Annotated in this window: 24 protein-coding genes; 15 read left to right on the top strand and 9 right to left on the bottom strand. The window is 61.8% G+C overall.

Translation table 11 applies throughout. The features are described 5' to 3' along the window. Window positions 1-28: 28 nt before the first annotated feature. Window positions 29-349, bottom strand: coding sequence for an iron donor protein CyaY (cyaY, locus tag CRO23_RS22995; protein WP_004934237.1), 321 nt, complete (start codon window positions 347-349; stop codon window positions 29-31). A 78-nt stretch (window positions 350-427) separates the two neighbouring features. Between cyaY and lptM the strand changes: the two genes are divergently transcribed. The 6 genes from lptM (at window position 428) to uvrD (ending at window position 6,105) form a co-directional block, all read left to right on the top strand. Next, on the top strand, window positions 428-634 hold the full coding sequence (lptM, locus tag CRO23_RS22990; RefSeq protein WP_004934241.1) for an LPS translocon maturation chaperone LptM: 207 nt from the start codon (window positions 428-430) through the stop codon (window positions 632-634). 71 nt (window positions 635-705) lie between these two features. Beyond that, window positions 706-1,530: a diaminopimelate epimerase gene (gene dapF, locus CRO23_RS22985; protein WP_004934244.1), complete on the top strand. Its 825-nt coding sequence runs from the start codon at window positions 706-708 to the stop codon at window positions 1,528-1,530. Then, window positions 1,527-2,240, top strand: coding sequence for a DUF484 domain-containing protein (locus CRO23_RS22980; protein WP_004934247.1), 714 nt, complete (start codon window positions 1,527-1,529; stop codon window positions 2,238-2,240). Before dapF ends, CRO23_RS22980 begins: the two co-directional genes overlap by 4 nt. Next, window positions 2,237-3,148, top strand: coding sequence for a tyrosine recombinase XerC (xerC, locus tag CRO23_RS22975; RefSeq protein WP_097102996.1), 912 nt, complete (start codon window positions 2,237-2,239; stop codon window positions 3,146-3,148). Before CRO23_RS22980 ends, xerC begins: the two co-directional genes overlap by 4 nt. Beyond that, window positions 3,148-3,864 carry a 5-amino-6-(5-phospho-D-ribitylamino)uracil phosphatase YigB gene (gene yigB / locus CRO23_RS22970; RefSeq protein WP_016929494.1) on the top strand — a complete coding sequence of 239 codons (717 nt, stop codon included), beginning with the start codon at window positions 3,148-3,150 and terminating at the stop codon, window positions 3,862-3,864. The genes xerC and yigB overlap by 1 nt, the downstream gene beginning before the upstream one ends. Window positions 3,865-3,942: 78 nt before the next feature. Continuing rightward, on the top strand, window positions 3,943-6,105 hold the full coding sequence (gene uvrD, locus CRO23_RS22965) for a DNA helicase II (protein ID WP_025304874.1): 2,163 nt from the start codon (window positions 3,943-3,945) through the stop codon (window positions 6,103-6,105). Between the two features lie 47 nt (window positions 6,106-6,152). Here the strand turns inward: uvrD and CRO23_RS22960 are convergent, their stop codons facing one another. Then, complete coding sequence (locus CRO23_RS22960) at window positions 6,153-6,626, bottom strand: WbuC family cupin fold metalloprotein (protein WP_016929492.1); 474 nt, start codon at window positions 6,624-6,626, stop codon at window positions 6,153-6,155. Between the two features lie 444 nt (window positions 6,627-7,070). Between CRO23_RS22960 and corA the strand changes: the two genes are divergently transcribed. Then, on the top strand, window positions 7,071-8,021 hold the full coding sequence (gene corA, locus CRO23_RS22950) for a magnesium/cobalt transporter CorA (protein ID WP_004934262.1): 951 nt from the start codon (window positions 7,071-7,073) through the stop codon (window positions 8,019-8,021). Between the two features lie 16 nt (window positions 8,022-8,037). Here the strand turns inward: corA and rarD are convergent, their stop codons facing one another. After that, window positions 8,038-8,925, bottom strand: coding sequence for an EamA family transporter RarD (rarD, locus tag CRO23_RS22945; RefSeq protein WP_016929490.1), 888 nt, complete (start codon window positions 8,923-8,925; stop codon window positions 8,038-8,040). Between the two features lie 66 nt (window positions 8,926-8,991). Continuing rightward, entirely contained in the window at window positions 8,992-9,462 is a 471-nt protein-coding gene (locus CRO23_RS22940) for a thioesterase family protein (RefSeq protein WP_016929489.1), read from the bottom strand. Between the two features lie 203 nt (window positions 9,463-9,665). Between CRO23_RS22940 and pldA the strand changes: the two genes are divergently transcribed. The 3 genes from pldA to rhtC are packed head-to-tail and all read left to right on the top strand — an operon-like array spanning window position 9,666 to window position 13,053. Next, window positions 9,666-10,544 (top strand): phospholipase A, encoded by an 879-nt coding sequence (pldA, locus tag CRO23_RS22935; protein ID WP_016929488.1) that lies wholly within the window; start codon window positions 9,666-9,668, stop codon window positions 10,542-10,544. Window positions 10,545-10,587: 43 nt separating this feature from the next. Then, window positions 10,588-12,420, top strand: coding sequence for an ATP-dependent DNA helicase RecQ (recQ, locus tag CRO23_RS22930; protein ID WP_028127631.1), 1,833 nt, complete (start codon window positions 10,588-10,590; stop codon window positions 12,418-12,420). A 12-nt stretch (window positions 12,421-12,432) separates the two neighbouring features. Then, on the top strand, window positions 12,433-13,053 hold the full coding sequence (rhtC, locus tag CRO23_RS22925; protein WP_016929486.1) for a threonine export protein RhtC: 621 nt from the start codon (window positions 12,433-12,435) through the stop codon (window positions 13,051-13,053). 47 nt (window positions 13,054-13,100) lie between these two features. Here rhtC and rhtB read toward each other — a convergent pair whose 3' ends face one another. Continuing rightward, the gene (rhtB, locus tag CRO23_RS22920) at window positions 13,101-13,721 is read right to left on the bottom strand and encodes a homoserine/homoserine lactone efflux protein (RefSeq protein ID WP_004934282.1); all 621 of its coding nucleotides are present in this window, start codon (window positions 13,719-13,721) and stop codon (window positions 13,101-13,103) included. A 148-nt stretch (window positions 13,722-13,869) separates the two neighbouring features. Here rhtB and pldB point away from each other — a divergent pair, with 148 nt between their 5' ends. Both pldB and yigL read left to right on the top strand, forming a co-directional pair. Beyond that, window positions 13,870-14,913, top strand: a complete 1,044-nt coding sequence (pldB, locus tag CRO23_RS22915; protein ID WP_016929485.1) for a lysophospholipase L2 — start codon at window positions 13,870-13,872, stop codon at window positions 14,911-14,913. 4 nt (window positions 14,914-14,917) lie between these two features. After that, a complete protein-coding gene (yigL, locus tag CRO23_RS22910) occupies window positions 14,918-15,715 on the top strand; it encodes a sugar/pyridoxal phosphate phosphatase YigL (RefSeq protein WP_004934290.1) in 798 nt (265 codons plus the stop codon). A 43-nt stretch (window positions 15,716-15,758) separates the two neighbouring features. Here yigL and glpQ read toward each other — a convergent pair whose 3' ends face one another. Both glpQ and glpT read right to left on the bottom strand, forming a co-directional pair. Then, on the bottom strand, window positions 15,759-16,838 hold the full coding sequence (glpQ, locus tag CRO23_RS22905) for a glycerophosphodiester phosphodiesterase (RefSeq protein WP_015376272.1): 1,080 nt from the start codon (window positions 16,836-16,838) through the stop codon (window positions 15,759-15,761). Between the two features lie 82 nt (window positions 16,839-16,920). Next, complete coding sequence (gene glpT / locus CRO23_RS22900) at window positions 16,921-18,276, bottom strand: glycerol-3-phosphate transporter (RefSeq protein WP_004934295.1); 1,356 nt, start codon at window positions 18,274-18,276, stop codon at window positions 16,921-16,923. Between the two features lie 364 nt (window positions 18,277-18,640). Here glpT and glpA point away from each other — a divergent pair, with 364 nt between their 5' ends. The 3 genes from glpA to glpC are packed head-to-tail and all read left to right on the top strand — an operon-like array spanning window position 18,641 to window position 22,744. Continuing rightward, a complete protein-coding gene (gene glpA / locus CRO23_RS22890) occupies window positions 18,641-20,290 on the top strand; it encodes an anaerobic glycerol-3-phosphate dehydrogenase subunit A (RefSeq protein ID WP_097102994.1) in 1,650 nt (549 codons plus the stop codon). Further along, window positions 20,280-21,548, top strand: a complete 1,269-nt coding sequence (gene glpB, locus CRO23_RS22885; protein WP_079450399.1) for a glycerol-3-phosphate dehydrogenase subunit GlpB — start codon at window positions 20,280-20,282, stop codon at window positions 21,546-21,548. Before glpA ends, glpB begins: the two co-directional genes overlap by 11 nt. Continuing rightward, window positions 21,545-22,744: an anaerobic glycerol-3-phosphate dehydrogenase subunit GlpC gene (glpC, locus tag CRO23_RS22880; RefSeq protein ID WP_016929482.1), complete on the top strand. Its 1,200-nt coding sequence runs from the start codon at window positions 21,545-21,547 to the stop codon at window positions 22,742-22,744. Before glpB ends, glpC begins: the two co-directional genes overlap by 4 nt. Before the next feature lie 33 nt (window positions 22,745-22,777). Here the strand turns inward: glpC and CRO23_RS22875 are convergent, their stop codons facing one another. Then, a complete protein-coding gene (locus CRO23_RS22875; RefSeq protein WP_016929481.1) occupies window positions 22,778-23,341 on the bottom strand; it encodes a DcrB family lipoprotein in 564 nt (187 codons plus the stop codon). An 80-nt stretch (window positions 23,342-23,421) separates the two neighbouring features. Further along, the gene (locus CRO23_RS22870; protein ID WP_016929480.1) at window positions 23,422-23,856 is read right to left on the bottom strand and encodes a GNAT family N-acetyltransferase; all 435 of its coding nucleotides are present in this window, start codon (window positions 23,854-23,856) and stop codon (window positions 23,422-23,424) included. Between the last annotated feature and the right edge of the window lie 11 nt (window positions 23,857-23,867).

Genomic DNA, 23,867 nt, shown 5'->3' with positions numbered 1-23,867 from the left:
GGGCTCGGTTGCCGAGCCCTGCTTAGCTTCAGGAAAAATGCAGTTCCTCGCCGGCCTGCGCGCTGGCCGCTTCGCTGAGCAGCTGATAAAACGGCTGCCCGCTGCGATCGCATAGCCAAACGCCGTCGCGGTAGTTGAAGTGGTAACCGCCGGCCTTGGTGGCGAGCCACACCTGGTGCAGCGGCTCCTGGCGGTTGATGACGATTTTGGTGCCGTTTTCGAAGCTCAGCGTCATCACGCCGCCATTGGTTTCGTAATCGATGTCCGCATCGCCGTCAAAATCGTCCAGTGTCTCTTCAATATTCAGCATCAGCTGGTCGGCCAACTGGTGAAACTCGCTGTCGTTCATATTCAATTCCTATTGCTTTTCATGATCCACCTGCGATTATAGAGACCTTGGACGCATGAATTACAGGCATTAATGCAAATGAAAAAACAACTACGCTATGCGCTGATGGCAGTTCTGGTTACCGGCCTCGCCGGCTGTGGTCTGAAAGGCCCGCTTTACTTCCCGCCTGCCGATCCCGCCAGCCAGAAACCGGCCAAGCCGCCGGTGCAAACGGGCGATCAGGTGCAAAAGAACCAGCAGGAGCAGTCTGGCTCTCAGCAAAAACCGTCGATGGTTGACCAGTAACACCCTGTTTGCGGTGGCGAGCGCCGCCGTAAAATCAAGACGGATAGCGCGTCCAGATAGCGGAGTATGATATGCAGTTCTCCAAAATGCACGGTCTGGGCAACGACTTTATGGTGGTCGATGCCGTTACACAGAATGTCTATTTTTCACCTGAGCTGATCCGCCGGCTGGCCGATCGGCACCTGGGCGTCGGCTTTGACCAGATGCTGGTGGTAGAACCGCCTTACGATCCCGAACTGGATTTTCACTACCGAATTTTTAACGCCGACGGCAGCGAAGTGGCGCAGTGCGGCAATGGCGCGCGTTGCTTCGCGCGTTTCGTGCGGCTGAAAGGGCTGACCAACAAACGTGACATCCGCGTCAGCACCCAAACCGGGCGCATGGTGCTCAGCGTCACCGACGACGATCTGGTGTGCGTCAACATGGGTGAGCCGAATTTCGACCCGCAGGCGGTGCCGTTCCGCGCCGCCAAGGCTGAAAAGACCTACATCATGCGCGCGGCGGAACATACCGTGTTGTGCGGCGTGGTGTCGATGGGCAACCCGCATTGTGTTTTGCAGGTGGACGACGTAAAAACCGCCAAGGTGGAGCTGCTCGGGCCGGTGCTGGAAGGGCATGAACGCTTCCCGGAACGGGCCAACATCGGCTTTATGCAGGTGGTCAGCCGCGATCACATCAAGCTGCGCGTTTATGAGCGCGGCGCCGGTGAAACGCAGGCCTGCGGCAGCGGCGCCTGTGCGGCGGTGGCGGTGGGGATCCAACAGGAATTGCTGTCAGAAGAAGTGCATGTAGAACTGCCGGGCGGCAGCCTGCATATTCGCTGGAAAGGGCCGGGCAACCCGCTGTTTATGACCGGTCCGGCAACCCATGTCTATGACGGATTTATTCATCTATGAAAAGCGTAGAAGAACAGAGCGTCGCCGGCCTGGCGCTGGATGACGACACCGTGATGCAGTACCTGCTGCAGAACCCGGATTTCTTTATTCGCAACGCGCGCCAGGTTGAGCAGATGCGCGTGCCGCACCCGGTGCGCGGCACCGTTTCGCTGGTGGAATGGCATCTGGCCCGCCAGCGCAATCACATCGAACGGCTGGAAGAAGAGATCACGCTGCTGATGGAGCAGGCCAGCGCTAACGAAGGGCTGTTCGCCCGGTTGCTGCACCTGCAGGCCGATTTGGCCACCGCCGACAGCTTGCAGGACATGCTCAACCGGCTGCAGCGCTGGGCGCGCGGCTTCGGTTTGGCCGGCGCCACGGTGCGCCTGTTCGCCGAGCGCTGGAATATCGGCGCGCCTTCCGATTTCACCCATCTGGCGCTGACGCGTTCGGCGTTCGAGCCGTTCCGCATCCAGCGGCTGGGCAGCGAACAACACTACCTCGGCGGCCTGAACGGCCCCGAACTGCTGCTGCTGTTGCCGCAGGCCAAACAGATCGGCCAGATTGGTTCGGTGGCGCTGTCGATGCTTGGCGACGACGGCGAGCTGGGCATGGTGATCTTCAGCAGCCGCGATACGCAACACTATCAGCAGGGCATGGGCACGGTGATGCTCAATCAACTGGCGCGCATGCTGCCGGAACTGCTGGAACGCTGGATCGAACGCGCATGACGCCGATTGCGCCCAGCCTGCAGCAGCCGGTGGACGCTTTTCTGCGTTATCTCAAGGTAGAACGGCAACTTAGCCCACTGACGCAGCTCAGCTATTCACGCCAGCTGGCGGCGCTGATGCGCATGGCGCAGGAGATCGGCGTCACCGACTGGGCGGCGCTGGACGCCGCCCGGGTGCGCATGCTGGCGGCGCGCAGCAAACGCGCCGGCCTGCAGTCCGCCAGCCTGGCGCTGCGGCTCTCTTCGTTGCGCAGTTTCCTCGACTGGCTGGTCAGCCAAGGCGTGCTGCACGCCAACCCGGCCAAAGGCATCCGCACGCCGCGCAGCGGTCGCCATCTGCCGAAAAATATCGACGTCGATGAAATGAACCAGCTGCTGGAGATCGATCTCAACGATCCGCTGGCGGTGCGGGATCGCGCCATGCTGGAGGTGATGTACGGCGCCGGCCTGCGTCTCTCCGAGCTGGTGGGGCTGGATTGCCGCCATGTCGATATGGCGGCCGGCGAGGTGTGGGTGATGGGGAAAGGCAGCAAAGAGCGTAAACTGCCGATCGGGCGCACCGCCGTCACCTGGCTGGAACACTGGCTGGCGATGCGCGATCTGTTCGGGCCGGAAGATGACGCGATGTTCCTGTCCAATCAGGGGCGGCGCATCTCGACGCGCAACGTGCAAAAGCGCTTCGCCGAATGGGGCGTGAAACAGGGCGTCAACAGCCATATTCACCCGCACAAACTGCGTCACTCCTTCGCGACCCACATGCTGGAGTCGAGCGGCGATCTGCGTGCGGTGCAGGAGCTGCTCGGCCACGCCAACCTGACCACCACGCAAATTTATACCCACCTCGACTTTCAACATCTGGCGAACGTGTACGATGCCGCGCATCCGCGCGCCAAACGGGGGAAATCCTGATGCATTTTTATCGCCCGCTGCGCCCGCTGGCGGCGCTGACTTTCGATCTGGACGACACGCTGTATGACAACCGTCCGGTGATCCGGCAAACCGAGCAGCAGTCGGTGGCCTTCCTGCAGAGCTACCATCCCGGCCTGAACAGCTTCCAGTCGGCGGATTTCCACCGCTTGCGCCAGGAGCTGCGCGAGCAGGATCCGGAGATCTACCACGACGTCACCCAGTGGCGCTGGCGCGCCATTCATCTGGCGCTGAGCCGGCAGGGGCTGCGCGACGCCGAAGCGGCGATCGGGGCCGATGCGGCGATGCAAAACTTCGCGCTGTGGCGCAGCCGCATCGAGGTGCCGGAAGCGACCCACGCCACGCTGAAGGCTCTGGCCGCGCGCTACCCGCTGGTGGCGATCACCAACGGCAACGCCGATCCGGCGCAGTGCGGCCTGGACGGCTACTTCCAGTTCGTGTTGCGTTCCGGGCCGGACGGGCGCGCCAAGCCATACCAAGACATGTATCACCTGGCCGTCGAACGGCTGGGCGTGGCGCCCGAGCAGATCCTGCACGTGGGCGACGATCTGACTACCGACGTCGCCGGCGCGCTGCGCGCGGGGCTGCAGGCCTGTTGGATCAACGATCGGCAACGCTGCCTGATGCAGGCCGCCGACAGCCGCCTGCTGCCGCATATTGAGATTTCGCAGTTGGCATCGCTGACAGCATTGTTATAATCCCTGCCAGAACTCTGTATAAATTTCCAGTGAAAAACCCGTCACCGGCGGGTTTTCCCTTAACCATTAGTGGTGCCTATGGACGTCTCCGATCTGCTCGACAGCCTGAATGAAAAACAACGTGAAGCCGTGGCGGCGCCGCGCAGCAACCTGTTGGTTCTGGCCGGAGCGGGCAGCGGCAAGACGCGGGTGCTGGTGCATCGCATCGCCTGGCTGCTGTCGGTGGAGAACTGCTCGCCGTATTCGATCATGGCGGTGACCTTCACCAACAAGGCGGCGGCGGAAATGCGTCACCGTATCGAACATCTGATCGGCACCAGCCAGGGCGGCATGTGGATCGGCACTTTCCACGGTCTGGCGCACCGCCTGCTGCGCGCTCATCATCTGGAAGCCAACCTGCCGCAGGATTTCCAGATCCTCGACAGCGACGACCAGCTGCGGCTGCTCAAGCGCATCATCAAGGCGCTGAACGTCGACGAGAAGCAGTGGCCGCCGCGTCAGGCGATGTGGTACATCAACGGCAAGAAAGATGAGGGCCTGCGCCCGCAGCACGTCGAAACCTACAACAACCCGGTGGAGGCCACCTGGCTGCGCATCTACCAGGCCTATCAGGAAGCCTGCGATCGCGCGGGGCTGGTGGATTTCGCCGAGCTGCTGCTGCGCGCGCACGAGCTGTGGCTGAACAAGCCGCATATCCTCAACCACTACCGCGAGCGTTTCACCAACGTGCTGGTGGACGAATTCCAGGATACCAACAGCATCCAGTACGCCTGGATCCGTCTGCTGGCGGGCGGCAACAGCAACGTGATGATCGTCGGCGACGATGACCAGTCGATCTACGGCTGGCGCGGCGCGCAGGTGGAAAACATCCAGCGCTTCCTGAAGGATTTCCCCGGCGCGGAAACCATCCGCCTGGAGCAGAACTACCGTTCCACCAGCAACATCCTGAAAGCGGCCAACACCCTGATCGCCAACAACGACGGGCGCATGGGCAAAAACCTGTGGACCGAAGGCGGCGAAGGCGAGCCGATTTCCCTCTACTGCGCCTTCAACGAACTCGACGAAGCGCGCTTCGTGGTCAACCGCATCAAGACCTGGCAAGACAACGGCGGCGCGCTGAACGACTGCGCCATCTTGTACCGCAGCAACGCCCAGTCGCGCGTGCTGGAAGAGGCGCTGCTGCAGACGGCGATGCCGTACCGCATCTACGGCGGCCAACGCTTCTTCGAACGTCAGGAAATCAAGGATGCGCTGGCTTACCTGCGCCTGATCTCCAACCGCAACGACGACGCGGCCTTCGAGCGCGTGGTCAACACCCCGACGCGCGGCATCGGCGACCGCACCCTCGACGTGGTGCGCCAGGCGGCGCGCGATCGCCAACTGACGTTGTGGCAGGCGACGCGCGAACTGATGCAGGACAAGGTTCTGGCCGGCCGCGCCGCGTCGGCGCTGCAGCGCTTCATCGAGCTGGTGGAGTCGCTGGCTCATGAAACCGCCGATATGCCGCTGCACGTGCAGACCGACCGGGTGATCCGCGATTCCGGGTTGTTCATCATGTATGAGCAGGAAAAGGGCGAAAAGGGGCAGGCGCGTATCGAAAACCTTGAGGAACTGGTGACGGCGACGCGCCAGTTCAGCTATCAGGAAGAAGATCAGGATCTGATGCCGCTGCAGGCGTTCCTGTCGCATGCGGCACTGGAAGCGGGCGAAGGCCAGGCCGACGCCTATCAGGATGCGGTGCAGCTGATGACCCTGCACTCGGCCAAAGGGCTGGAGTTCCCGCTGGTGTTTATCGTCGGCATGGAAGAAGGCATGTTCCCGAGCCAGATGTCGCTGGATGAAGGCGGCCGTCTGGAGGAGGAGCGCCGTCTGGCCTATGTGGGCGTAACGCGCGCCATGCAGAAGCTGACGCTGACCTACGCCGAAACGCGCCGTCTGTACGGCAAAGAGGTTTACCATCGGCCGTCGCGCTTTATCGGCGAACTGCCGGAGGAGTGCGTGGAAGAAGTGCGCCTGCGCGCCAGCGTATCGCGCCCGGTCAATCACCGCCGCATGGGCACGCCGATCAGCGAGAACGACACCGGATACAAGCTGGGTCAGCGCGTGCGCCATCCCAAGTTTGGCGAAGGCACCATCGTCAATCTGGAAGGCAGCGGCGAGCACAGCCGGCTGCAGATCGCCTTCCCGGGCGAAGGCATCAAGTGGCTGGTGGCGGCCTACGCTCGGCTGGAAACGGTATAAAGAGAGGGGCGATTTGCAGGAGTTTCAGCCCCTGCAATCGTTCATCATCAGTGAGGGTAGCGATCGCCGACCTGCGCGGTGGCATACCAGCGCATCACCGCTTCGGTGCCTTCGCCGCCTTCCTGCGGCGCCCACGGCATGCAGTCTTCTTCGGTCAGCGCCTGATACGGACCCCGCTTCACTTCGAACACCACGCCGCCGGCATCGACCGACAGCACCGCATGCCAGGTAAATGCCGGCATCTCCAGCACTTTGGTTTCTTCGCCGAGCAGGGTGCGCTGCGTCACGACGCCGTCATCGTTGAACTGCAGCACGACAAAACGGCCGCGCAGCGGCGTCAGCAGCTCCCAGGTTTGCGGGTGGCGGTGCGGGCGGATATAGGTGCCGGGTTCCATGGCGATCGCCAGGCGTTGCACCGGGTCGCTCAGCTCTTCGTGTAAGGTGCGGTGCGCGCGCAGGCGGGGCACGCTGGCGGCCTGTTCGCTCATCGCGGTCAGTTCATGGGCGGTAATCTGTTTCATCGTTTAAATCCGCATGCTTGTCGTACCATTAGGGTGATGTCATCTTAGCAACATTCTTGGTGGCGGTAAGCGATCGCCGCGACTTTTTCAGTACGGTTTAAGCGCCATTTCTGCCATTGATCATCGTGATGATTTGTTGCGCAATTATCCCGCCTAACGTGTTGACAGGCTTTTTCTTCTCGGCGTAACATGCGCGCACTATTATCATTGAGGACAGACGCCTTGGACACACCCAGTAGATACTGGCTCACTGACCTGCGCCGCAGGTATAACTTCTAAGGCTCTCCGTTTTTGCTGATAGCCTTCGTGGTTGTCGGCGACCCCGCAAAGCGTCGCTATGAGTCAGATCTCTTCATGGTCTGAAACAATCGGTGATACGCATCCCCTCTGTTTCTGTGCTTCAACGCGTTGTCCGCACCCGTTACCTTCACGGAGTTTTGGCACATGCTGAGCGCTTTTAAATTAGATAACCGCCGCTTGTCCCGTCTGGAACTGGACGACTCGGATGATCTCACGTCATCGCTGTGGGTTGATCTGGTCGAGCCGGAAGAGGGCGAGCGTGAGCGCGTGCAGAATGAGCTGGGACAAAGCCTGGCGACGCGTCCCGAACTGGACGACATCGAAGCCTCCGCCCGTTTCTTCGAAGACGAAGACGGTCTGCATATCCACTCCTTCTTCTACTTCGAAGATGCGGAAGATCACGCCGGCAACTCCACGGTGGCCTTCACCATCCGCGACGGCCGCCTGTATACCCTGCGTGAGCGTGAACTGCCGGCGTTTCGCCTGTACCGCATGCGCGCCCGCAACCAGACCATGCTCGAAGGCAACGCCTACGAACTGCTGCTGGATTTGTTCGAAACCAAGATTGAACAGCTGGCGGACGAGATAGAGAACATCTACAGCGATCTGGAACAGCTCAGCCGGGTGATCATGGAAGGGCATCAGGGCGACGAATACGACGCCGCGCTGTCGACGCTGGCGGAGCTGGAAGATATCGGCTGGAAGGTGCGTTTGTGTCTGATGGATACCCAGCGCGCGCTCAACTTCCTGGTGCGCAAGGCGCGTTTGCCGACCGGCCAACTGGAGCAGGCGCGTGAAGTGCTGCGCGACATCGAATCCCTGCTGCCGCACAACGAATCGCTGTTCCAGAAGGTGAACTTCCTGATGCAGGCGGCGATGGGCTTCATCAATATCGAACAGAACCGCATCATCAAGATCTTCTCGGTGGTGTCGGTGGTGTTCCTGCCGCCTACGCTGGTGGCCTCCAGCTACGGCATGAACTTTGAATTCATGCCGGAACTGAAATGGTCGTTCGGCTACCCGGGCGCCATCACCTTGATGATCCTGGCGGGCCTGGCCCCTTACCTGTACTTCAAGCGCAAGAACTGGCTGTAACCCGGCGGCGCCGGGCTCAGCGCAGCTTGCGCTGGGTATAGAGCGCGTCGAGGGTGAACAGGATCAGCGCCGCCCAGATAAAGCCGAAGGTCACCAGCTTGTCCTGGCCGATGGTCTCGCCGTAGAAGGTGACCGCCAGCAGGAACATCAGCGTCGGGCCGAGATACTGGAAGAAACCGAGCGTCGACAGGCGCAGCCGGGTAGCCGCCGCGGTGAAGCACAGCAGCGGCACGGTGGTGACGATGCCGGCGGCGACCAGCAGCAGATTCAGCGACCACGGGTTGGCGCTCAGGTGGCTGGTGGGGCTATCGGCGAACAGGAACAGGTAGCCCGCCGCCACCGGCAGCAGCCACAGCGTTTCAATCAGCATGCCGGTCTGCGCGTCGATGGCGATTTTTTTGCGCAGCAGGCCGTAGAAGGCGAAGCTGAACGCCAACCCCAGACCGATGATCGGCAACGAACCGAACTGCCAGAGCTGCACCAGCACCCCGGTGAACGCCAGCGCCACCGCCACCCACTGCATGCGGCGGAAACGTTCGCCGAGAAACAGCATCCCCAGCAGCACGTTAACCAGCGGGTTGATGAAGTAGCCCAGGCTGGCTTCCAGCATATGGTGATTGTTCACTGCCCAGATGAACAGCAGCCAGTTGCCGCCGATCAACAGCGCGGTGACCGCCAGCAACAGCAGCCGTTTGCGGTTTTGGCAGGCGGCGCGCACTTTCGGCCAGTTGCGGCCCAGCGAGATCAGCGCCAGCATGAAGAAAAACGACCAGATGATCCGGTGGGTGAGGATCTCGTCCGCGGACACTTGCTGGATCAGTTTGAAATAGGCCGGGGCGATGCCCCACATAAAATAGGCGGCCAGGGCGAAGAAAATGCCCTGACGCGTTTGCTTTGCGTCCATGACGTCACTCTGGTGGGGAACGTAAGATGCGGTGAGTGTACTGAAGTCGCTCACCGCACACAATCATCAGCCGACCAGATAGGTGGCGGTGGCGGTCGCGATATGCAGGCCGTCGTGGTTATGCAGTTCTACGCGCGCGACGGCGACCTTGTTGCCGCTGCGCAGCACGCTGGCGGAGGCGACGAAGTGTTCGCCGCGGCCGGGGCGCAGATAGTCGACGCGCAGATCGATGGTGCCCATGCGCGACAGTTTGGCGGCGATCTCTTCTTCGATCAGCGGTTCCAGGCGCGTCAGCACGCCGCCGGCGCAAGCCAGCCCGGCGGCGACATCCAGCACCGCGGCGATCACGCCGCCGTGCAGAATTTCCTGTGCGGCGTTGCCCACCAGCTTGCGCTGGTTGGTGAAGCTCAGTTCGACGTAGTCATCGTCGAAGCGGCGCAGCTCCAGGCCAAGCTCGCGGTTGAACGGCATGTGGTAGACAAAAATTTCGCCGATCTTGCGGCGGGCGGCTTCCAGGGTCAGTGGTGTGGTCGACATAGCGGGTTTCCGTTTTTCTTTTGCGTTTTAAGGGAGCTAACTGGTCAGTCCAGGTTAATGGAATGTTGATTTTATGCTTAACCTTTGTTGCTTTCCAGACTATTCCAATAAAACCGGACCGCGCTGCGGTAAAGCCTCCTTTGTGTGTAAAATGGCCTGATTTTTTCCGGGCTTGCCCTTTTTCGTTGGAGTGAGGAGAGGTTATGCGCATTTTGTCAGGGATCGTTTCCGCCACGCTGCTGATGCCGGCGCTGGCATTGGCTGAGGAAGCCAAAGAGCAGCAGATTCACGATAGGCCGGCGGTGCGCGGCAGCATTATCGCCAACCTGCTGCAGGAGCACGATAATCCGTTCACGCTGTATCCTTACGATCCCAATTACCTGTTGTACACCGACACCAGCGATATCAACAAAGAAGCCATCAAGACGTACAACTGGGCCGACAAGGCGCGCAAGGACGAGGTGAAATACCAGCTTAGCCTGGCGTTTCCGCTGTGGCGGGGCATTGCCGGCGACAATTCGGTGCTCGGCGCGTCTTATACTCAGCGCTCCTGGTGGCAATTGTCCAACCGCGGCGAGTCTTCGCCGTTCCGCGAGACCAACTACGAGCCGCAACTGTTCGTGGGGTGGGCGACCGATTACCGCTTTGCCGGTTGGACGCTGCGCGATGTTGAAATCGGCGTTAACCATCAGTCTAACGGCCGCTCGGACCCGACGTCGCGCAGCTGGAATCGCGGTTATGCGCGGCTGATGGCGCAAAACGGCAATTGGCAGGTGGATCTCAAGCCCTGGTTCCGTTTCTCGGAGAGCTCGAGCAACGACGACAACCCGGACATCACCAAATACATGGGATACTACCGGTTGAAGGTCGGTTACGCCTGGGGCGACAGCGTGTTCAGCGTCGACAGCCACTACAACTGGAACAGCGGCTACGGCGGCGCGGAACTGGGCTGGAGCTACCCGATCACCCGCAACGTGCGATTCTATACCCAGGTGTTCAGCGGCTACGGCGAATCGCTGATCGACTACAACTTCCGGCAGACACGGGTGGGCGTTGGTGTCATGCTGAACGATATTATGTAATCATACCCGGTGGGTGTGTACCGATGAAAAAATGGGGAAGTGTGTGTCAACCGCAGCAGTGATTAACAGAGAGTTGCTGGCCGAGCAGGTATTGCGCGATACCTTCGGCTACCAGCAATTCCGTCCGGGCCAACAAACGATTATCAATGCCGCGATCGGCGGGCAGGATTGCCTGGTGGTGATGCCGACCGGCGGCGGCAAGTCGTTGTGCTACCAAATCCCGGCGCTGGTGATGGACGGCCTGACCCTGGTGGTTTCCCCGCTTATCTCGCTGATGAAGGACCAGGTCGACCAACTGTTGGCCTACGGCGTTTCCGCCGCTTGCTACAACTCGACGCAAACCCGCGAGGAGCAGTTGGACGTCATGGCCGGCTGCCGCAACGGCACCATCAAGATGCTGTACATCGCGCCGGAACGGCTGATGATGGAAAGCTTCCTCAACCTGCTCGATCACTGCCCGCCGGCGATGCTGGCGGTGGATGAGGCGCACTGCATCTCGCAGTGGGGCCATGACTTCCGGCCGGAATATCGCGCGCTGGGCCAGCTGAAACAGCGCTTCCCGGCGATGCCGGTGATCGCGTTGACCGCCACCGCCGACGAAGCCACGCGCGGCGATATCGTGCGCCTGCTGTCGCTGCAGGATCCGCTGGTGCAGGTCAGCAGCTTCGACCGGCCGAACATCCGCTACACGCTGGTGGAAAAATTCAAACCGCTCGATCAGCTGTGGCGCTTCGTGCAGGATCAGCGCGGCAAGAGCGGCATTATCTATTGCAACAGCCGCGCCAAGGTGGAAGACACCGCCGCGCGCCTGCAAAGCCGCGGGCTGAGCGTCGGCGCCTACCACGCCGGGCTGGACAACGAGCGCCGCGCCCAGGTGCAGGAAGCGTTCCAGCGTGACGATCTGCAGGTGGTGGTGGCCACCGTCGCCTTCGGCATGGGCATCAACAAACCCAACGTGCGCTTCGTGGTGCATTTCGACATCCCGCGCAATATCGAATCCTATTATCAGGAGACCGGCCGCGCCGGGCGCGACGGCCTGCCGGCCGAAGCCATCCTGCTGTACGATCCGGCCGACATGGCCTGGCTGCGCCGCTGTCTGGAGGAAAAACCCGCCGGGCAACAGCTGGACATCGAGCGCCACAAGCTGAACGCCATGGGGGCGTTCGCCGAGGCGCAAACCTGCCGCCGCCTGGTGTTGCTCAACTACTTCGGCGAAGGCAAACACGAGAACTGCGGCAACTGCGATATCTGCCTCGATCCGCCCAAGCGCTATGACGGGCTGGAGGACGCGCGCAAGGCGCTGTCCTGCGTGTACCGCGTCGGCCAGCGCTTTGGCCTCGGGTACATCGTGGAAGTGCTGCGCGGCTCCAACAACCAGCGCATTCGCGAATACGGTCACGACAAGCTGCCGGTGTACGGCATCGGCCGCGATCAGACCACCGAACACTGGACCAGCGTGCTGCGTCAGCTGATCCACCTGGGCTTTATCACCCAGAACATCGCCATGCACTCAGCGCTGCAATTGACCGAGGCGGCGCGTCCGGTGTTGCGCGGCGAGGTGGCGCTGCAGCTGGCGGTGCCGCGTATTCAGAGCCTGAAGTCGCGCAGCAGCGCCAACCAGAAATCCTACGGCGGCAATTACGATCGCAAGCTGTTCGCCAAGCTGCGCAAACTGCGCAAATCGATCGCCGACGAAGAAAACATTCCGCCTTACGTGGTGTTCAACGACGCCACGCTGCTGGAAATGGCCGAACAGATGCCGATCAAGGCCGGCGATCTGCTGAGCGTCAACGGCGTCGGCCAGCGCAAACTGGAGCGTTTCGGCGCGCCCTTTATGGCGATGATCCGCGACCATCTCGACAATGACGAAGACTGAGGGCGATATATCATGCTGATGCTGTTTCTCACCGTGGCGCTGGTGCATCTGATTGCGCTGATGAGCCCGGGGCCGGACTTCTTTTTCGTGTCGCAAACCGCCGCCAGCCGCTCGCGCCGCGAGGCGATGATGGGCGTGGTCGGCATTTCGCTCGGCATCGTGGTATGGGCCGGCGTGGCGTTGATGGGGCTGCATCTGATCCTGCAGAAGATGGCCTGGTTGCATCAGATCATCATGGTTGGCGGCGGCATTTACCTGTGCTGGATGGGGTGGCAACTGCTGCGTTCCGCGCGGGCGCAGCAAGCGCAGCCGGCGGCGGAGGCCCAGGTGGCGTTGCCGAAGGCCGGGCGCAGCTTTATTCGCGGCTTCCTGACCAATTTGTCCAACCCGAAAGCGGTGATCTATTTCGGCAGCGTGTTCTCGCTGTTCGTCGGCGACAGCGTCGGCGCCGGAGCGCGCTGGGGGCTGTTCTTGCTGATCGTCGCCGAGACCTTCGTCTGGTTCAGCCTGGTGGCGGTGGTGTTTGCGCTGCCGGCGATGCGCCGCGGCTATCAGCGGTTGGCCAAGTGGATAGACGGTGTGGCGGGCGTGCTGTTTACCGGCTTCGGGTTACATCTGATATTTACCCGCTAACCGCAGTGAAATGCCCAAGGCCGAGCAGCGATGCCCGGCCTTTTTTGTCAGGCTTTGCGGGCGGTCGCCAGCAGCCCCGCCACCAGAATGAACAGCGAACCGAACAGTCGGTTGAGCAGCTGCATCTGGCGCGGCGTTCTCAGCCAGCCGGCGATGCGCGTCGCCAGGGTGGCGTAACCGATCATCACCAGAATATCCACCACCACGGTGGTGACGCCGAGCACCAGATACTGCTCAGCCTGGGGCTGATTGGGCAAGATGAACTGCGGGAACAGCGCGGCGAGGAACACGATGCTTTTCGGGTTGGTCAGGTTGACCAGCACCGCGCGGCGGAACAGACGGCGGCGCGGCATGCTGCCCGCCAGCGCATGCAGATCCAGCGCCCCGGCGGCGCGCCATTGCTGGATGCCGAGCCACACCAGGTAGGCGGCGCCCAGCCATTTCAGCAGCTCGAACGCCAGCAGCGATTGCGATATCAGCGCGCCGAGGCCGATGCCCACCAGCACGATGTGCGCGCTCAACCCGACCTGCAGCCCGGCGATCGACGCGGCGGCGCCGCGATAGCCGTGGCTGATGCCGGTGCTCATGGTATTGATGGCGCCTGAACCGGGGGAGAGGCTCAGGATAAGCGTGGTCAGCAGATAGGTTAACCACCAGTCCAAGGTCATGGTGCTTCGGCTCCCTGAAAGTGTCGTTTTGTGCCACAATGCGCCGAGGCGGCGCCGTTTTTGTAAGAATTGAATCACAATACGCTAGTATGATTTCTTGTGCCAGCGGTCACATTTTTCCGCCGGCCCCACAGGGAAAACGCTCTCGATGACCTCGTTCACTCTCAGCTCCGATGACTGGTTAACGCGTGAAACGCAGTTCGCTGCCTTCGCCACCGGGCCGCTGCTGGATTTCTGGCGGCAGCGCGAAGAAGGCGAATTCAGCGGCGTGGACGGCGTGCCGATCCGCTTTGTGCGCTTCAGTTCCGCGCGGCATCAGCGCGTGGTGGTGGTCAGCCCCGGCCGCATCGAAAGCTATGTGAAATACCCCGAGGTGGCCTACGATCTGTTCCACTGCGGCTACGACGTGGTGATCGTCGATCATCGCGGCCAGGGGCGTTCCGGGCGTTTACTGGCGGATACGCACCGCGGTCATGTGGTAAACTTCGCCGACTACGTGGACGATTTCGAGCAGCTGTGGCTGCGCGAGGTCGAATCGCGCGGTTATCGGCAGCGCTTCGCGCTGGCGCATTCGATGGGCGGCGCGATCCTGGCGCAGTTCCTGCAGCGCCGGCCGCAGGCGTTCGACGCGGCGGCGTTTTGCGCGCCGATGTTCGGCATCCGGTTGCCGATGCCGGGTTGGCTGGCCGATCGCATTCTCGACTGGGCGGAGATCCGCCCGGCGATCCGCGATTATTACGCGGTGGGCACCGGCCAGTGGCGTCCGTTGCCCTATGTGGTCAACGTGTTGACCCATAGCCGCGAGCGTTACCGGCGCAGCCTGCGCTATTATGCCGATTACCCCGAGCTGCAGGTGGGCGGGCCGACCTACCATTGGGTGCGGGAGAGCATCCGCGCCGGCCGGCAGATTATCGCGCAGGCCGGGGAGATCACCACGCCGCTGTTGCTTTTGCAGGCCGGTGAAGAACGGGTAGTCGACAACCGTTCGCACCAGGCTTTTTGTCAGGCTCTGTCAGACGCGGGGCGCCCTTGCGAAGGGGGGCTCCCGTGGGTTATCAACGGCGCACGCCATGAGATCCTGTTCGAGCGGGACGCGCTGCGCGCCGAAGCACTGAACGCAATTCTGCGCTTCTTTGCTCAACACTTAGGCGGCGCGCTGCCGCCGACAACTCCATCAGAGGTTAGAACATAACGCTATGTATCACGTCGTCGCTTCCGATTTAGATGGCACGCTGCTGTCTCCCGACCATACCCTGTCGCCGTACGCTAAAGAAACGCTGAAGTTGCTGACTCAGCGCGGCGTGCATTTCGTGTTCGCTACCGGCCGCCACCATATCGACGTGGCGCAGATCCGCGACAGCCTGGAGATCAGCGCCTTTATGATCACTTCCAACGGCGCACGGGTGCACAACACCGCCGGCGAACTGATTTTCAGCCACAACCTGGACGGAGATATCGCCCGCGATCTGTACGGCATGCTGCACGACGATCCGGATATCACCACCAACGTCTACCGTAACGACGATTGGTTTACCAACCGCGAAAGCCCGGAGCAGGAAGAATTCTTCCAGGAGTCGGTGTTCAAATATCAGCTGTTTGAGCCGGGCCTGCTGGAAACCGACGGCGTCTGCAAGGTTTACTTCACCTGTGAAGATCACGAGCGGTTGCTGCAGGTGGAAGACGCCATCAACGCGCGCTGGGGCGATCGGGTCAACGTCAGCTTCTCGTTCCCGACCTGCCTGGAAGTCATGGCGGGCGGCGTGTCGAAAGGGCATGCGCTGGAAGAAGTGGCCAAGATCATCGGCTATACGCTGCAAGAGTGCATCGCCTTCGGCGACGGCATGAACGATCTGGAGATGTTGTCGATGGCCGGCAAGGGCTGCATCATGCGCGACGCGCATCAGCGCCTGAAGGACATGCTGCCGGAGCTGGAAGTGATCGGTTCCAACGTCGATAACGCGGTGCCGCACTACCTGCGCAAGATGTTCCTCTGAAATAACCTTTAAATAATAAGGGCGCCTTGCGGCGCCCTTGGCATTACTTGTGCTGGCCCTGCTTCTGCAGGAACTGCACGCCCTTGTCCGGGAAGTCGGTGAACACGCCGTCGACGCCGGCCTGGTTGTAAATCACGTCATACAGCTGGTTTACGTCGGTCACATACTTCGGCAGCGCATCGGCGCGGATGGTGAACGGATGCACCGCCAGCTTGCTGGCGTGCGCTTCTTTCACCATGTCGGTCAGCACGATGTGGCCCGGCTTGGATTGATCCGCCACCACCAGCATGTGGTAGTCCGGCCCGATGCCGTCGGCATACTGAGCGATTTTCTTCATCGCGCCCGGTTTGAACATCCAGTCGTAGTCGTATTCCACCCACTTGCCGTCGGCTTTCTGCTCGTAGGTTTCCTGCCAGTCGTTATAGGCGATCAGCTGCACCAGCTTCAGATCCATGCCCAGCTTCGGTTCCAGCTCGTTCTTGATGCGTTTGAGCTCGTTGGCGTCGAAGCACTGCAGGTAGACGTTGTCGTTCTTGCCGGTGTAGCCGTACTGCTTGAGCACCGCCAGCACTTTGCTGGAGATGTCTTTGCCTTCCTGTTTGTGGAACCACGGCGCCTTGATTTCAGGGTAGATGCCGATGTTCTTGCCGGTCGAATGGTTCAGACCCTGCACGAACTCGATCTCTTCCTGGAAGGTGTGCACGCGGAAGTCGGATTTGCCCATCGGGAAGCGGCCAGGGTAGCCCTGCACTTTCTTGCCGTTTTCGATTTCAAAGCCTTCGGTGAACTTCAGCGATTTGATCTCCGCCAGCGTAAAGTCGATGGCGTAATAACGGCCGTCTTTGCGCGCGCGGTCCGGGAAGCGTTCGGCGACGTCGGTGACGCGATCGAGGTAATGGTCGTGCAGCACCACCAGCTCGTTGTCTTTGGTCATCACCAGATCTTGTTCGAGGTAATCGGCGCCTTGCGCGTAGGCCATCGCCTTCGCCGGCAGAGTGTGTTCCGGCAGGTAGCCGCTGGCGCCGCGGTGGGCGATCACCACTTTGTCCGCCGCCTGCGCGGCGCTGACCATTGAGGTGGCGAGAATGATCCCTGTCAGCAGGGCTTTGACTTGAGTCCGCATTCCGTTTTCTCCGTGTTGTTGGGGGCAGGGTAGTAAAAAGGCCGCAGGGCGGCCTTTAAATCATGCAAAAGTCGTGTGACGGTTAGCCGCGCTTGCCGGCAGCGATTTCCGCGTGGTGTTTCTTCTCGTTCAACATGGTCAGCAGCAGCAGGATAACCGCCAGCACGCCGCCGCCGATCATCACCATGAAGCCGCCGTCCCAACCGAAGAAGTCTACGGTGTAGCCGACGATGGCGCTGGCCGCGACCGAGCCGCCCAGGTAGCCGAACAGGCCGGTGAAGCCCGCGGCGGTGCCGGCGGCTTTCTTCGGCGCCAGCTCCAGCGCGTGCAGGCCGATCAGCATCACCGGGCCGTAGATCAGGAAGCCGATGACCAGCATACAGATCATGTCTACGGTCGGGTTACCGGCCGGGTTCATCCAGAACACCACGGTGGCGATGGTCACCAGCGTCATGAAGAACACGCCGGTGGCGCCGCGGTTGCCTTTGAACACTTTGTCCGACATCCAGCCGCACAGCAGGGTGCCCGGGATACCGGCGTATTCGTACAGGAAGTAAGCCCAGGAAGACTTGTCCAGCGCGAAGTGCTTCACTTCTTTCAGGTAAGTCGGCGACCAGTCCAGAATGCCGTAACGCAGCAGGTAGACGAACACGTTAGCGACCGCGATGTACCACAGCAGCTTGTTCGGCAGGATGTACTGCATGAAGATCTGCTTGGCGGTCAGCTCTTCTTCGTCTTTTTCGCTGTAGTCGTCCGGGTAGTCGTTTTTGTACTCTTCAATCGGCGGCAGGCCGCAGGATTGCGGGGTGTCGCGCATCAGGGCGAAGGCGATCAGGGCCACCAGGATGGCGCCGAAGGCCGGCATGTACAGCGCCGCGTGCCAGTCGTTGAACCAGGCCATGCCCAGCAGGAACAGCAGCGGCGGCAGGCCGCCACCCACGTTGTGGGCGCAGTTCCAGATGGAAACGATGCCGCCGCGTTCTTTCTGCGACCACCAGTGCACCATGGTGCGGCCGCACGGCGGCCAACCCATGCCCTGGAACCAGCCGCACAGGAACAGCAGGACGAACATGATGGCGATGCTGGAGGTGGCCCACGGCACGAAGCCCATGAACAACATCACCGCCGCCGCCAGGATCAGGCCGGCAGGCAGGAACACTCGCGGGTTGGAACGGTCGGAGACCGAACCCATGATGAATTTGGAGAAGCCGTAGGCGATGGAGATGCCCGACAGCGCGAAGCCGAGGTCGCCGCGGCTGAAGCCTTGTTCGATCAGGTAAGGCATGGCCAGGGTGAAGTTCTTACGCACCAGATAGTAAGCGGCGTAACCGAAGAAGATCCCCAGGAAAATTTGCCAGCGCAGCTTACGGTAGAGCGGGTCTACCTTATCGCTCGGCACACGGGCGATGTGTGCGGCCGGCTTAAAAATACTCAACATGAGCGCCTCCGATGGCTTTATCTGTTATCACATCAATATGACCTTTTACGTTCATTTGATGATTGAGCGGATATCGAATGTGGTGTTTTTGTGTTCCATAACGAGCGCCATTGTCATCAAATACGCCTGGTGTCGCTGTGACGAATGGCGCAATTGTTACACTTTCATGAAACCACGGCGGATTTTGAGCGATTCGTTAACGTTATGAAATAGAAAAACGTCCAAAAATCGTGATTATGATCACATTGATGGTTTTTTGTGGACATTTTTATTTCGTTTTATGTTCGTTCTTGTTCCTTATCAAACAAAGACCCTAATAACCGTGGCTCAATAGGCTCATAACTACCGATCCTGAGGGAGCGACATGAGCAGCTATTTTGACGGCGGCGAAACGGATGTGATCATCATCGGCGGCGGCGCCACCGGCGCAGGCATTGCCCGCGATTGTGCGCGGCGCGGCTTGCGCTGCATTTTGCTGGAGCGTCACGACATCGCCACCGGCGCCACCGGCCGCAACCACGGCTTGCTGCACAGCGGCGCGCGCTATGCGGTGACCGACGGCGAGTCGGCGCGCGAGTGCATCGAAGAGAACCGCATCCTGAAACGCATCGCGCATCACTGTATCGAGCGCACCGATGGGCTGTTCATCACCCTGCCGCAGGACTCGCTGGACTATCAGCAGCAGTTTATCGCCGCCTGCCGCCAGGCCGACATCGACGCCGAGGCGATCGACCCGCAGCTAGCGCTGCGGCTGGAGCCGGCGGCTAACCCGGCGCTGATCGGCGCGGTGCGGGTGCCGGACGGCACCGTCGATCCTTTCCGGCTGACCGCCGCCAACATGCTGGACGCGCGCGAACACGGCGCGCAGATCCTGACTTACCACCAGGTGGTGGGGCTGCTGCGCAGCGGCGACCGGGTGACGGGCGTGCGCGTTTACGACCATCAGAATCAGCGGCGCTATGAGCTGCACGCACCGGTGGTGGTTAACGCCGCCGGCATCTGGGGCCAGCAGATCGCCGAATACGCCGATTTGCGCATCCGCATGTTCCCAGCCAAGGGAGCGCTGCTGATCCTCGGTCACCGCATCAACAATATGGTGATCAACCGTTGCCGCAAACCGGCGGACGCCGACATCCTGGTGCCGGGCGACACCATCTCGCTGATCGGCACCACCTCGACCCATATCGACTACGACCAAATCGATAACATGCTGGTGACGCCGCAGGAGGTGGACATTCTGATCCGCGAAGGGGCGCTGCTGGCGCCCACTCTGGCGCAGACCCGCATTCTGCGCGCCTATGCCGGGGTGCGGCCGCTGGTGGCCAGCGACGACGATCCCAGCGGGCGCAACGTCAGCCGCGGCATCGTGCTGCTTGATCACGCCAGCCGCGACGGGCTGGAAGGGTTTATCACCATTACCGGCGGCAAGCTGATGACCTACCGCCTGATGGCGGAGTGGGCCACCGACAAGGTATGCGAAAAGCTCGGCGTAAATAGTCCGTGCACCACCGCGCAGGACGCGCTGCCCGGATCCCGTCAGTCGGCGGAGGAAACGGTGCGCAGCGTGGTTTCTCTGCCCGCCAGCATTCGCGGCTCGGCAATTTACCGCCACGGCGATCGCGCCAGCCAGGTGCCGGCGGCCGATCGGCTCGACACCAGCCTGGTGTGCGAATGCGAGGCGGTGACCGCCGGGGAAGTGCGCTATGCCGTCAACTCGCTGACCGTCAATAACCTGGTGGATCTGCGCCGCCGCACCCGTGTCGGCATGGGCACCTGCCAGGGCGAACTCTGCGCCTGCCGCGCCGCCGGGCTGTTGACGCGTTTTAACGTCAGCACGCCGCAGCAATCCATCGCGCAACTGTCGCAGTTCCTCAACGAACGCTGGAAAGGCGTACGGCCGATCGCCTGGGGCGATGCGCTGCGCGAGAGCGAATTCACCAGTTGGGTTTACCAGGGATTATGCGGGCTTGAAGCCCAGGCCGATCAGGAGCAGGAGGCGGATGATGCGATTTGACGTCGTGGTGATTGGCGGTGGTCTGGCGGGCCTGAGCTGCGCCATTGCCGTGGCCGAACAGGGCAAGCGCTGCGCGGTGGTCAGTTCTGGCCAGAGCGCGCTCTACTTCTCCTCCGGCTCGCTCGATCTGCTGGCGAGATTGCCGGACGGCACGCCGGTCGAGATGCCGCTGGCGGCGTTGCCGCAGCTGGCGCAACAGGCGCCGCAGCATCCGTACGCCCTGATCGGGCCCGGCCGGGTGGCGGCGCTGTCCGCCGCCGCGCAGCGGCTGCTGGAACGCTGCGGGCTGAATCTGCAGGGCGAGGGGGTGAACAACCATCTGCGCATTACGCCGCTCGGCACGCGCCGCGCCACCTGGCTCAGCCCGCAGGCGATCCCGACGCTGCCGCTGACCGGCCAACTGCCGTGGCGGCGCATTGCGGTGATCGGCATCGAAGGGTTCCTCGACTTCCAACCGCAGATGGCCGCCGACGCCCTGAGCCGCGAGCTCGGCGTGCAGACGGACGTGGCCTATCTGCACATGCCGGCGCTGGACAGATTGCGCAATAACCCCAGCGAGTTTCGTGCGGTGAACATCGCCCGGGTACTGGATTTGATGGAAAGCCTGCCGCCGATGGCCGAAGAGCTGCGGCGGCTGGCGGGCGAGGCCGAGGCGCTCTTCCTGCCGGCCTGTCTGGGCCTGGAGGACGACGCGTCGCTGGCGGTGTTGCAGGATGCGGTCGGCAAGCCGATCCGACTGCTGCCGACGTTGCCGCCTTCGGTGCCCGGCATGCGCTTGCATCAGGCGCTGCGGCGGCGTTTCCAGCAGTTGGGCGGCGTTTTCATGCCGGGCGACAGCGTGCTGCGCGCCGAGAGCGAGGCCGGTCGCATCACCGGTTTGTACACCCGCAACCACGGCGATATTCCGCTGCGGGCGCAGCAGGTGGTGCTGGCCAGCGGCAGCTTCTTCAGCAATGGGCTGGTGGCCGATTTCGACCGGGTACGCGAGCCGATCTTCGGGCTGGACGTGCACAGCCGCGCCGATCGCGCCGACTGGAGCCGGCGCGAGCTGTTCGCACCACAGCCTTATCTGCAGTTTGGCGTGCGCACCGACGGCAGGCTGCGGGCGATGAAGCAGGGAATGCCGTTCGACAATCTGTATGCCATCGGCGCGGTCGCCGGCGGCTACGATCCGCTGCAGCAGGGCTGCGGCGCCGGCGTGTCATTGATCGGTGCGCTGCACGTCGCGCAGCAGATCGCCGCGGAGGAGTGCGTATGAGCCTGCATCAGGACCACAGCTTTGAAAGCTGCATCAAATGTACCGTCTGCACCACCTACTGCCCGGTCGCCAAAGTGAACCCGCTCTATCCGGGGCCGAAACAGGCGGGGCCGGACGGCGAGCGGCTGCGGCTGAAAGACCCGGCGCTGTACGACGAAGCGCTGAAATACTGCACCAACTGCAAGCGTTGTGAAGTGGCCTGCCCGTCGGACGTCAAAATCGGCGACATTATTCAGCGCGCCCGCGCCGACTTCGCCCAGAGCAAGCCGACGCTGCGTGACGCCATCCTCAGCCACACCGATATCATGGGCTCGCTGTCGACGCCGTTTGCGCCGATCGTCAACGCCGCCACCGGGCTGAAACCGGTGCGCAAGCTGCTGGACAAGGCGTTGAAGATCGATCACCGCCGCGAACTGCCGAAATACTCGTTCGGCACCTTCCGCCGCTGGTACCGGCAACAGGCGCAGGCGCAGCAGCGTTACGCCGAGCAGGTGGCGTTTTTCCACGGCTGCTTCGTCAACTATAACCACCCGCAGCTGGGCAAGGATTTGATCCGGGTGTTCAATGCGCTGGATATCGGCGTGCAGTTGCTGAAGCGCGAGAAATGCTGCGGCGTGCCGCTGATCGCCAACGGGTTTATCGAGCAGGCCAAGAAGCAGGCCAGGGTTAACGCCGAGTCGCTGCATGAAACGGTGCTGGAGCGCGGCATTCCGGTGGTGGCCACTTCATCGAGCTGCACCTTCACCCTGCGCGACGAATACCCCCACTTGCTGGACGTAGACACCACCCCGGTGCGCGATCGGGTGGAGCTGGCGACGCGCTATCTCTATCGCCTGATCAATCAGGGGCGCAGCCTGCCGCTGAAACGCACGCCGCTGCGGGTGGCGTATCACACGCCTTGCCATATGGAGAAGATGGGCTGGACCGCCTACACCCTGGAGCTGCTGCGGCAGATACCGGGGCTGGAGCTGGTGGTGCTGGATTCGCAGTGCTGCGGCATCGCCGGCACCTACGGGTTCAAATCGGAGAACTACGCCACGTCGCAAGGCATCGGCGCGCCGCTGTTCCGGCAGATAGAAGAGAGCGGGGTGGATCTGGTGGTGACCGACTGCGAGACCTGCAAATGGCAGATAGAAATGTCCACCAGCAAGCGCTGCGAACATCCGATCACCCTGCTGGCGCAGGCGTTGGCATAAAACGAAAGGGCCGGCAGGCCGGCCCCTGCGGGATTACTGTTTCAGCTTCAAGGTAGAGATGATGCCTTCGGCTTCAGTCTGCGCCTGCTGCTGATTGTCTGCCGGCAGCGTTACCTGGATGGTCAGCATGTTGTTGTTCAGCGAACCGATCAGGACGGAAGAATAAGCCTTTTCACCGCCGCTGGTGATGATGCTGTCCAGCTGACGCAGCGGCACGCCGTTGACGTCGAGCGCCTTGTTGGTGATCACCTGCAGGTTGGCGTCACGCGCGCGCTGGGTATTCTCCAGGCGTTTGGCCAGAGTCTCCAGGCTGTCGGCGGTCTTGTCGCCCAAGATGACGATCACCGCGCGCTGACCGGTGCTGTCTGCGTAAACATGCATGTTGTTGGCCTGGTTGCCCAGCTTGCCGCTCTGATCCGCCATGCCGACCGGCAGGGTGAACGCCAGTTTACCGTCCAGCAGGCTCACCTGCTGCCCGGCCGGCGCGCTGGCCGCCGCGCCGTCTGGCGCTGCCTTGGTGTCTTTGGTTTCGCCGTCGCAGGCCGCGAGGCCAAGCGCCAGCAGGCTGATACCCATCAATTTCGCTACTTTACGCATCGGGCTTCCTTCTTCCTTTCCGGTAGGGATTCACTGTCGTATCGCAACCTATTCCAGGTTGAAATGCAAGGCAGATGTTGTCACAAGTTTTTTTCCAGTAATAGCCGATAATCAGCCACTTCGCCTTTCTTTTCCAGCTGAACAATCTGATAGTGGTGGGCGATCAGCATCGTCAGCATGGCGCGGAACCGGTTACGGGTTTTGACCGTCAGTTGCCGATAGCCCTGCGCCCGCGCCCAACGTTCCTGTTCAGCCAACAAGGCCTGCGCCACGCCGTGGCGACGAAATGCCGGCAGCACGCCGCCCAGCCAGCTGTAAAACACCGTTTCCTGCCGTTGATAACCGAGTTTGAAACCGGCCGGCTGTCCGGCTATCTCGGCGATCAACAGGCTGGCGGGGGCGGCGCCGATACGTTGCTGCAGATCGGCCAGGCTATGCAGGCCGCCGAATTCGGGGATGCGTTGGTAAAGGCGGTGGATGTCTTCGAGCGTGGCGGTGCGGACGATTGGGGTCATGAGCGGCCTCC

The sequence above is a fragment of the Serratia sp. JKS296 genome, from assembly GCF_900215445.1.
In the GTDB taxonomy this organism is placed as follows: Bacteria; Pseudomonadota; Gammaproteobacteria; order Enterobacterales; family Enterobacteriaceae; genus Serratia; species Serratia marcescens.
The sequence above is the reverse complement of the archived record's forward strand: the minus strand, read 5'-3'. Positions and strand labels throughout refer to the sequence as shown.

Coding starts and splice junctions, on each gene's coding strand:
- pldA (WP_016929488.1), top strand. CDS start 9,666: ATGCGCATTTTGTCAGGGATCGTTTCCGCCACGCTGCTGATGCCGGCG.
- yigL (WP_004934290.1), top strand. CDS start 14,918: ATGTATCACGTCGTCGCTTCCGATTTAGATGGCACGCTGCTGTCTCCC.
- glpA (WP_097102994.1), top strand. CDS start 18,641: ATGAGCAGCTATTTTGACGGCGGCGAAACGGATGTGATCATCATCGGC.
- cyaY (WP_004934237.1), bottom strand. CDS start 349: ATGAACGACAGCGAGTTTCACCAGTTGGCCGACCAGCTGATGCTGAAT.
- xerC (WP_097102996.1), top strand. CDS start 2,237: ATGACGCCGATTGCGCCCAGCCTGCAGCAGCCGGTGGACGCTTTTCTG.
- yigB (WP_016929494.1), top strand. CDS start 3,148: ATGCATTTTTATCGCCCGCTGCGCCCGCTGGCGGCGCTGACTTTCGAT.
- CRO23_RS22870 (WP_016929480.1), bottom strand. CDS start 23,856: ATGACCCCAATCGTCCGCACCGCCACGCTCGAAGACATCCACCGCCTT.
- corA (WP_004934262.1), top strand. CDS start 7,071: ATGCTGAGCGCTTTTAAATTAGATAACCGCCGCTTGTCCCGTCTGGAA.
- dapF (WP_004934244.1), top strand. CDS start 706: ATGCAGTTCTCCAAAATGCACGGTCTGGGCAACGACTTTATGGTGGTC.
- glpQ (WP_015376272.1), bottom strand. CDS start 16,838: ATGCGGACTCAAGTCAAAGCCCTGCTGACAGGGATCATTCTCGCCACC.
- rhtC (WP_016929486.1), top strand. CDS start 12,433: ATGCTGATGCTGTTTCTCACCGTGGCGCTGGTGCATCTGATTGCGCTG.
- glpC (WP_016929482.1), top strand. CDS start 21,545: ATGAGCCTGCATCAGGACCACAGCTTTGAAAGCTGCATCAAATGTACC.
- glpB (WP_079450399.1), top strand. CDS start 20,280: ATGCGATTTGACGTCGTGGTGATTGGCGGTGGTCTGGCGGGCCTGAGC.
- uvrD (WP_025304874.1), top strand. CDS start 3,943: ATGGACGTCTCCGATCTGCTCGACAGCCTGAATGAAAAACAACGTGAA.
- pldB (WP_016929485.1), top strand. CDS start 13,870: ATGACCTCGTTCACTCTCAGCTCCGATGACTGGTTAACGCGTGAAACG.
- glpT (WP_004934295.1), bottom strand. CDS start 18,276: ATGTTGAGTATTTTTAAGCCGGCCGCACACATCGCCCGTGTGCCGAGC.
- rarD (WP_016929490.1), bottom strand. CDS start 8,925: ATGGACGCAAAGCAAACGCGTCAGGGCATTTTCTTCGCCCTGGCCGCC.
- CRO23_RS22980 (WP_004934247.1), top strand. CDS start 1,527: ATGAAAAGCGTAGAAGAACAGAGCGTCGCCGGCCTGGCGCTGGATGAC.
- CRO23_RS22875 (WP_016929481.1), bottom strand. CDS start 23,341: ATGCGTAAAGTAGCGAAATTGATGGGTATCAGCCTGCTGGCGCTTGGC.
- rhtB (WP_004934282.1), bottom strand. CDS start 13,721: ATGACCTTGGACTGGTGGTTAACCTATCTGCTGACCACGCTTATCCTG.
- CRO23_RS22940 (WP_016929489.1), bottom strand. CDS start 9,462: ATGTCGACCACACCACTGACCCTGGAAGCCGCCCGCCGCAAGATCGGC.
- CRO23_RS22960 (WP_016929492.1), bottom strand. CDS start 6,626: ATGAAACAGATTACCGCCCATGAACTGACCGCGATGAGCGAACAGGCC.
- lptM (WP_004934241.1), top strand. CDS start 428: ATGAAAAAACAACTACGCTATGCGCTGATGGCAGTTCTGGTTACCGGC.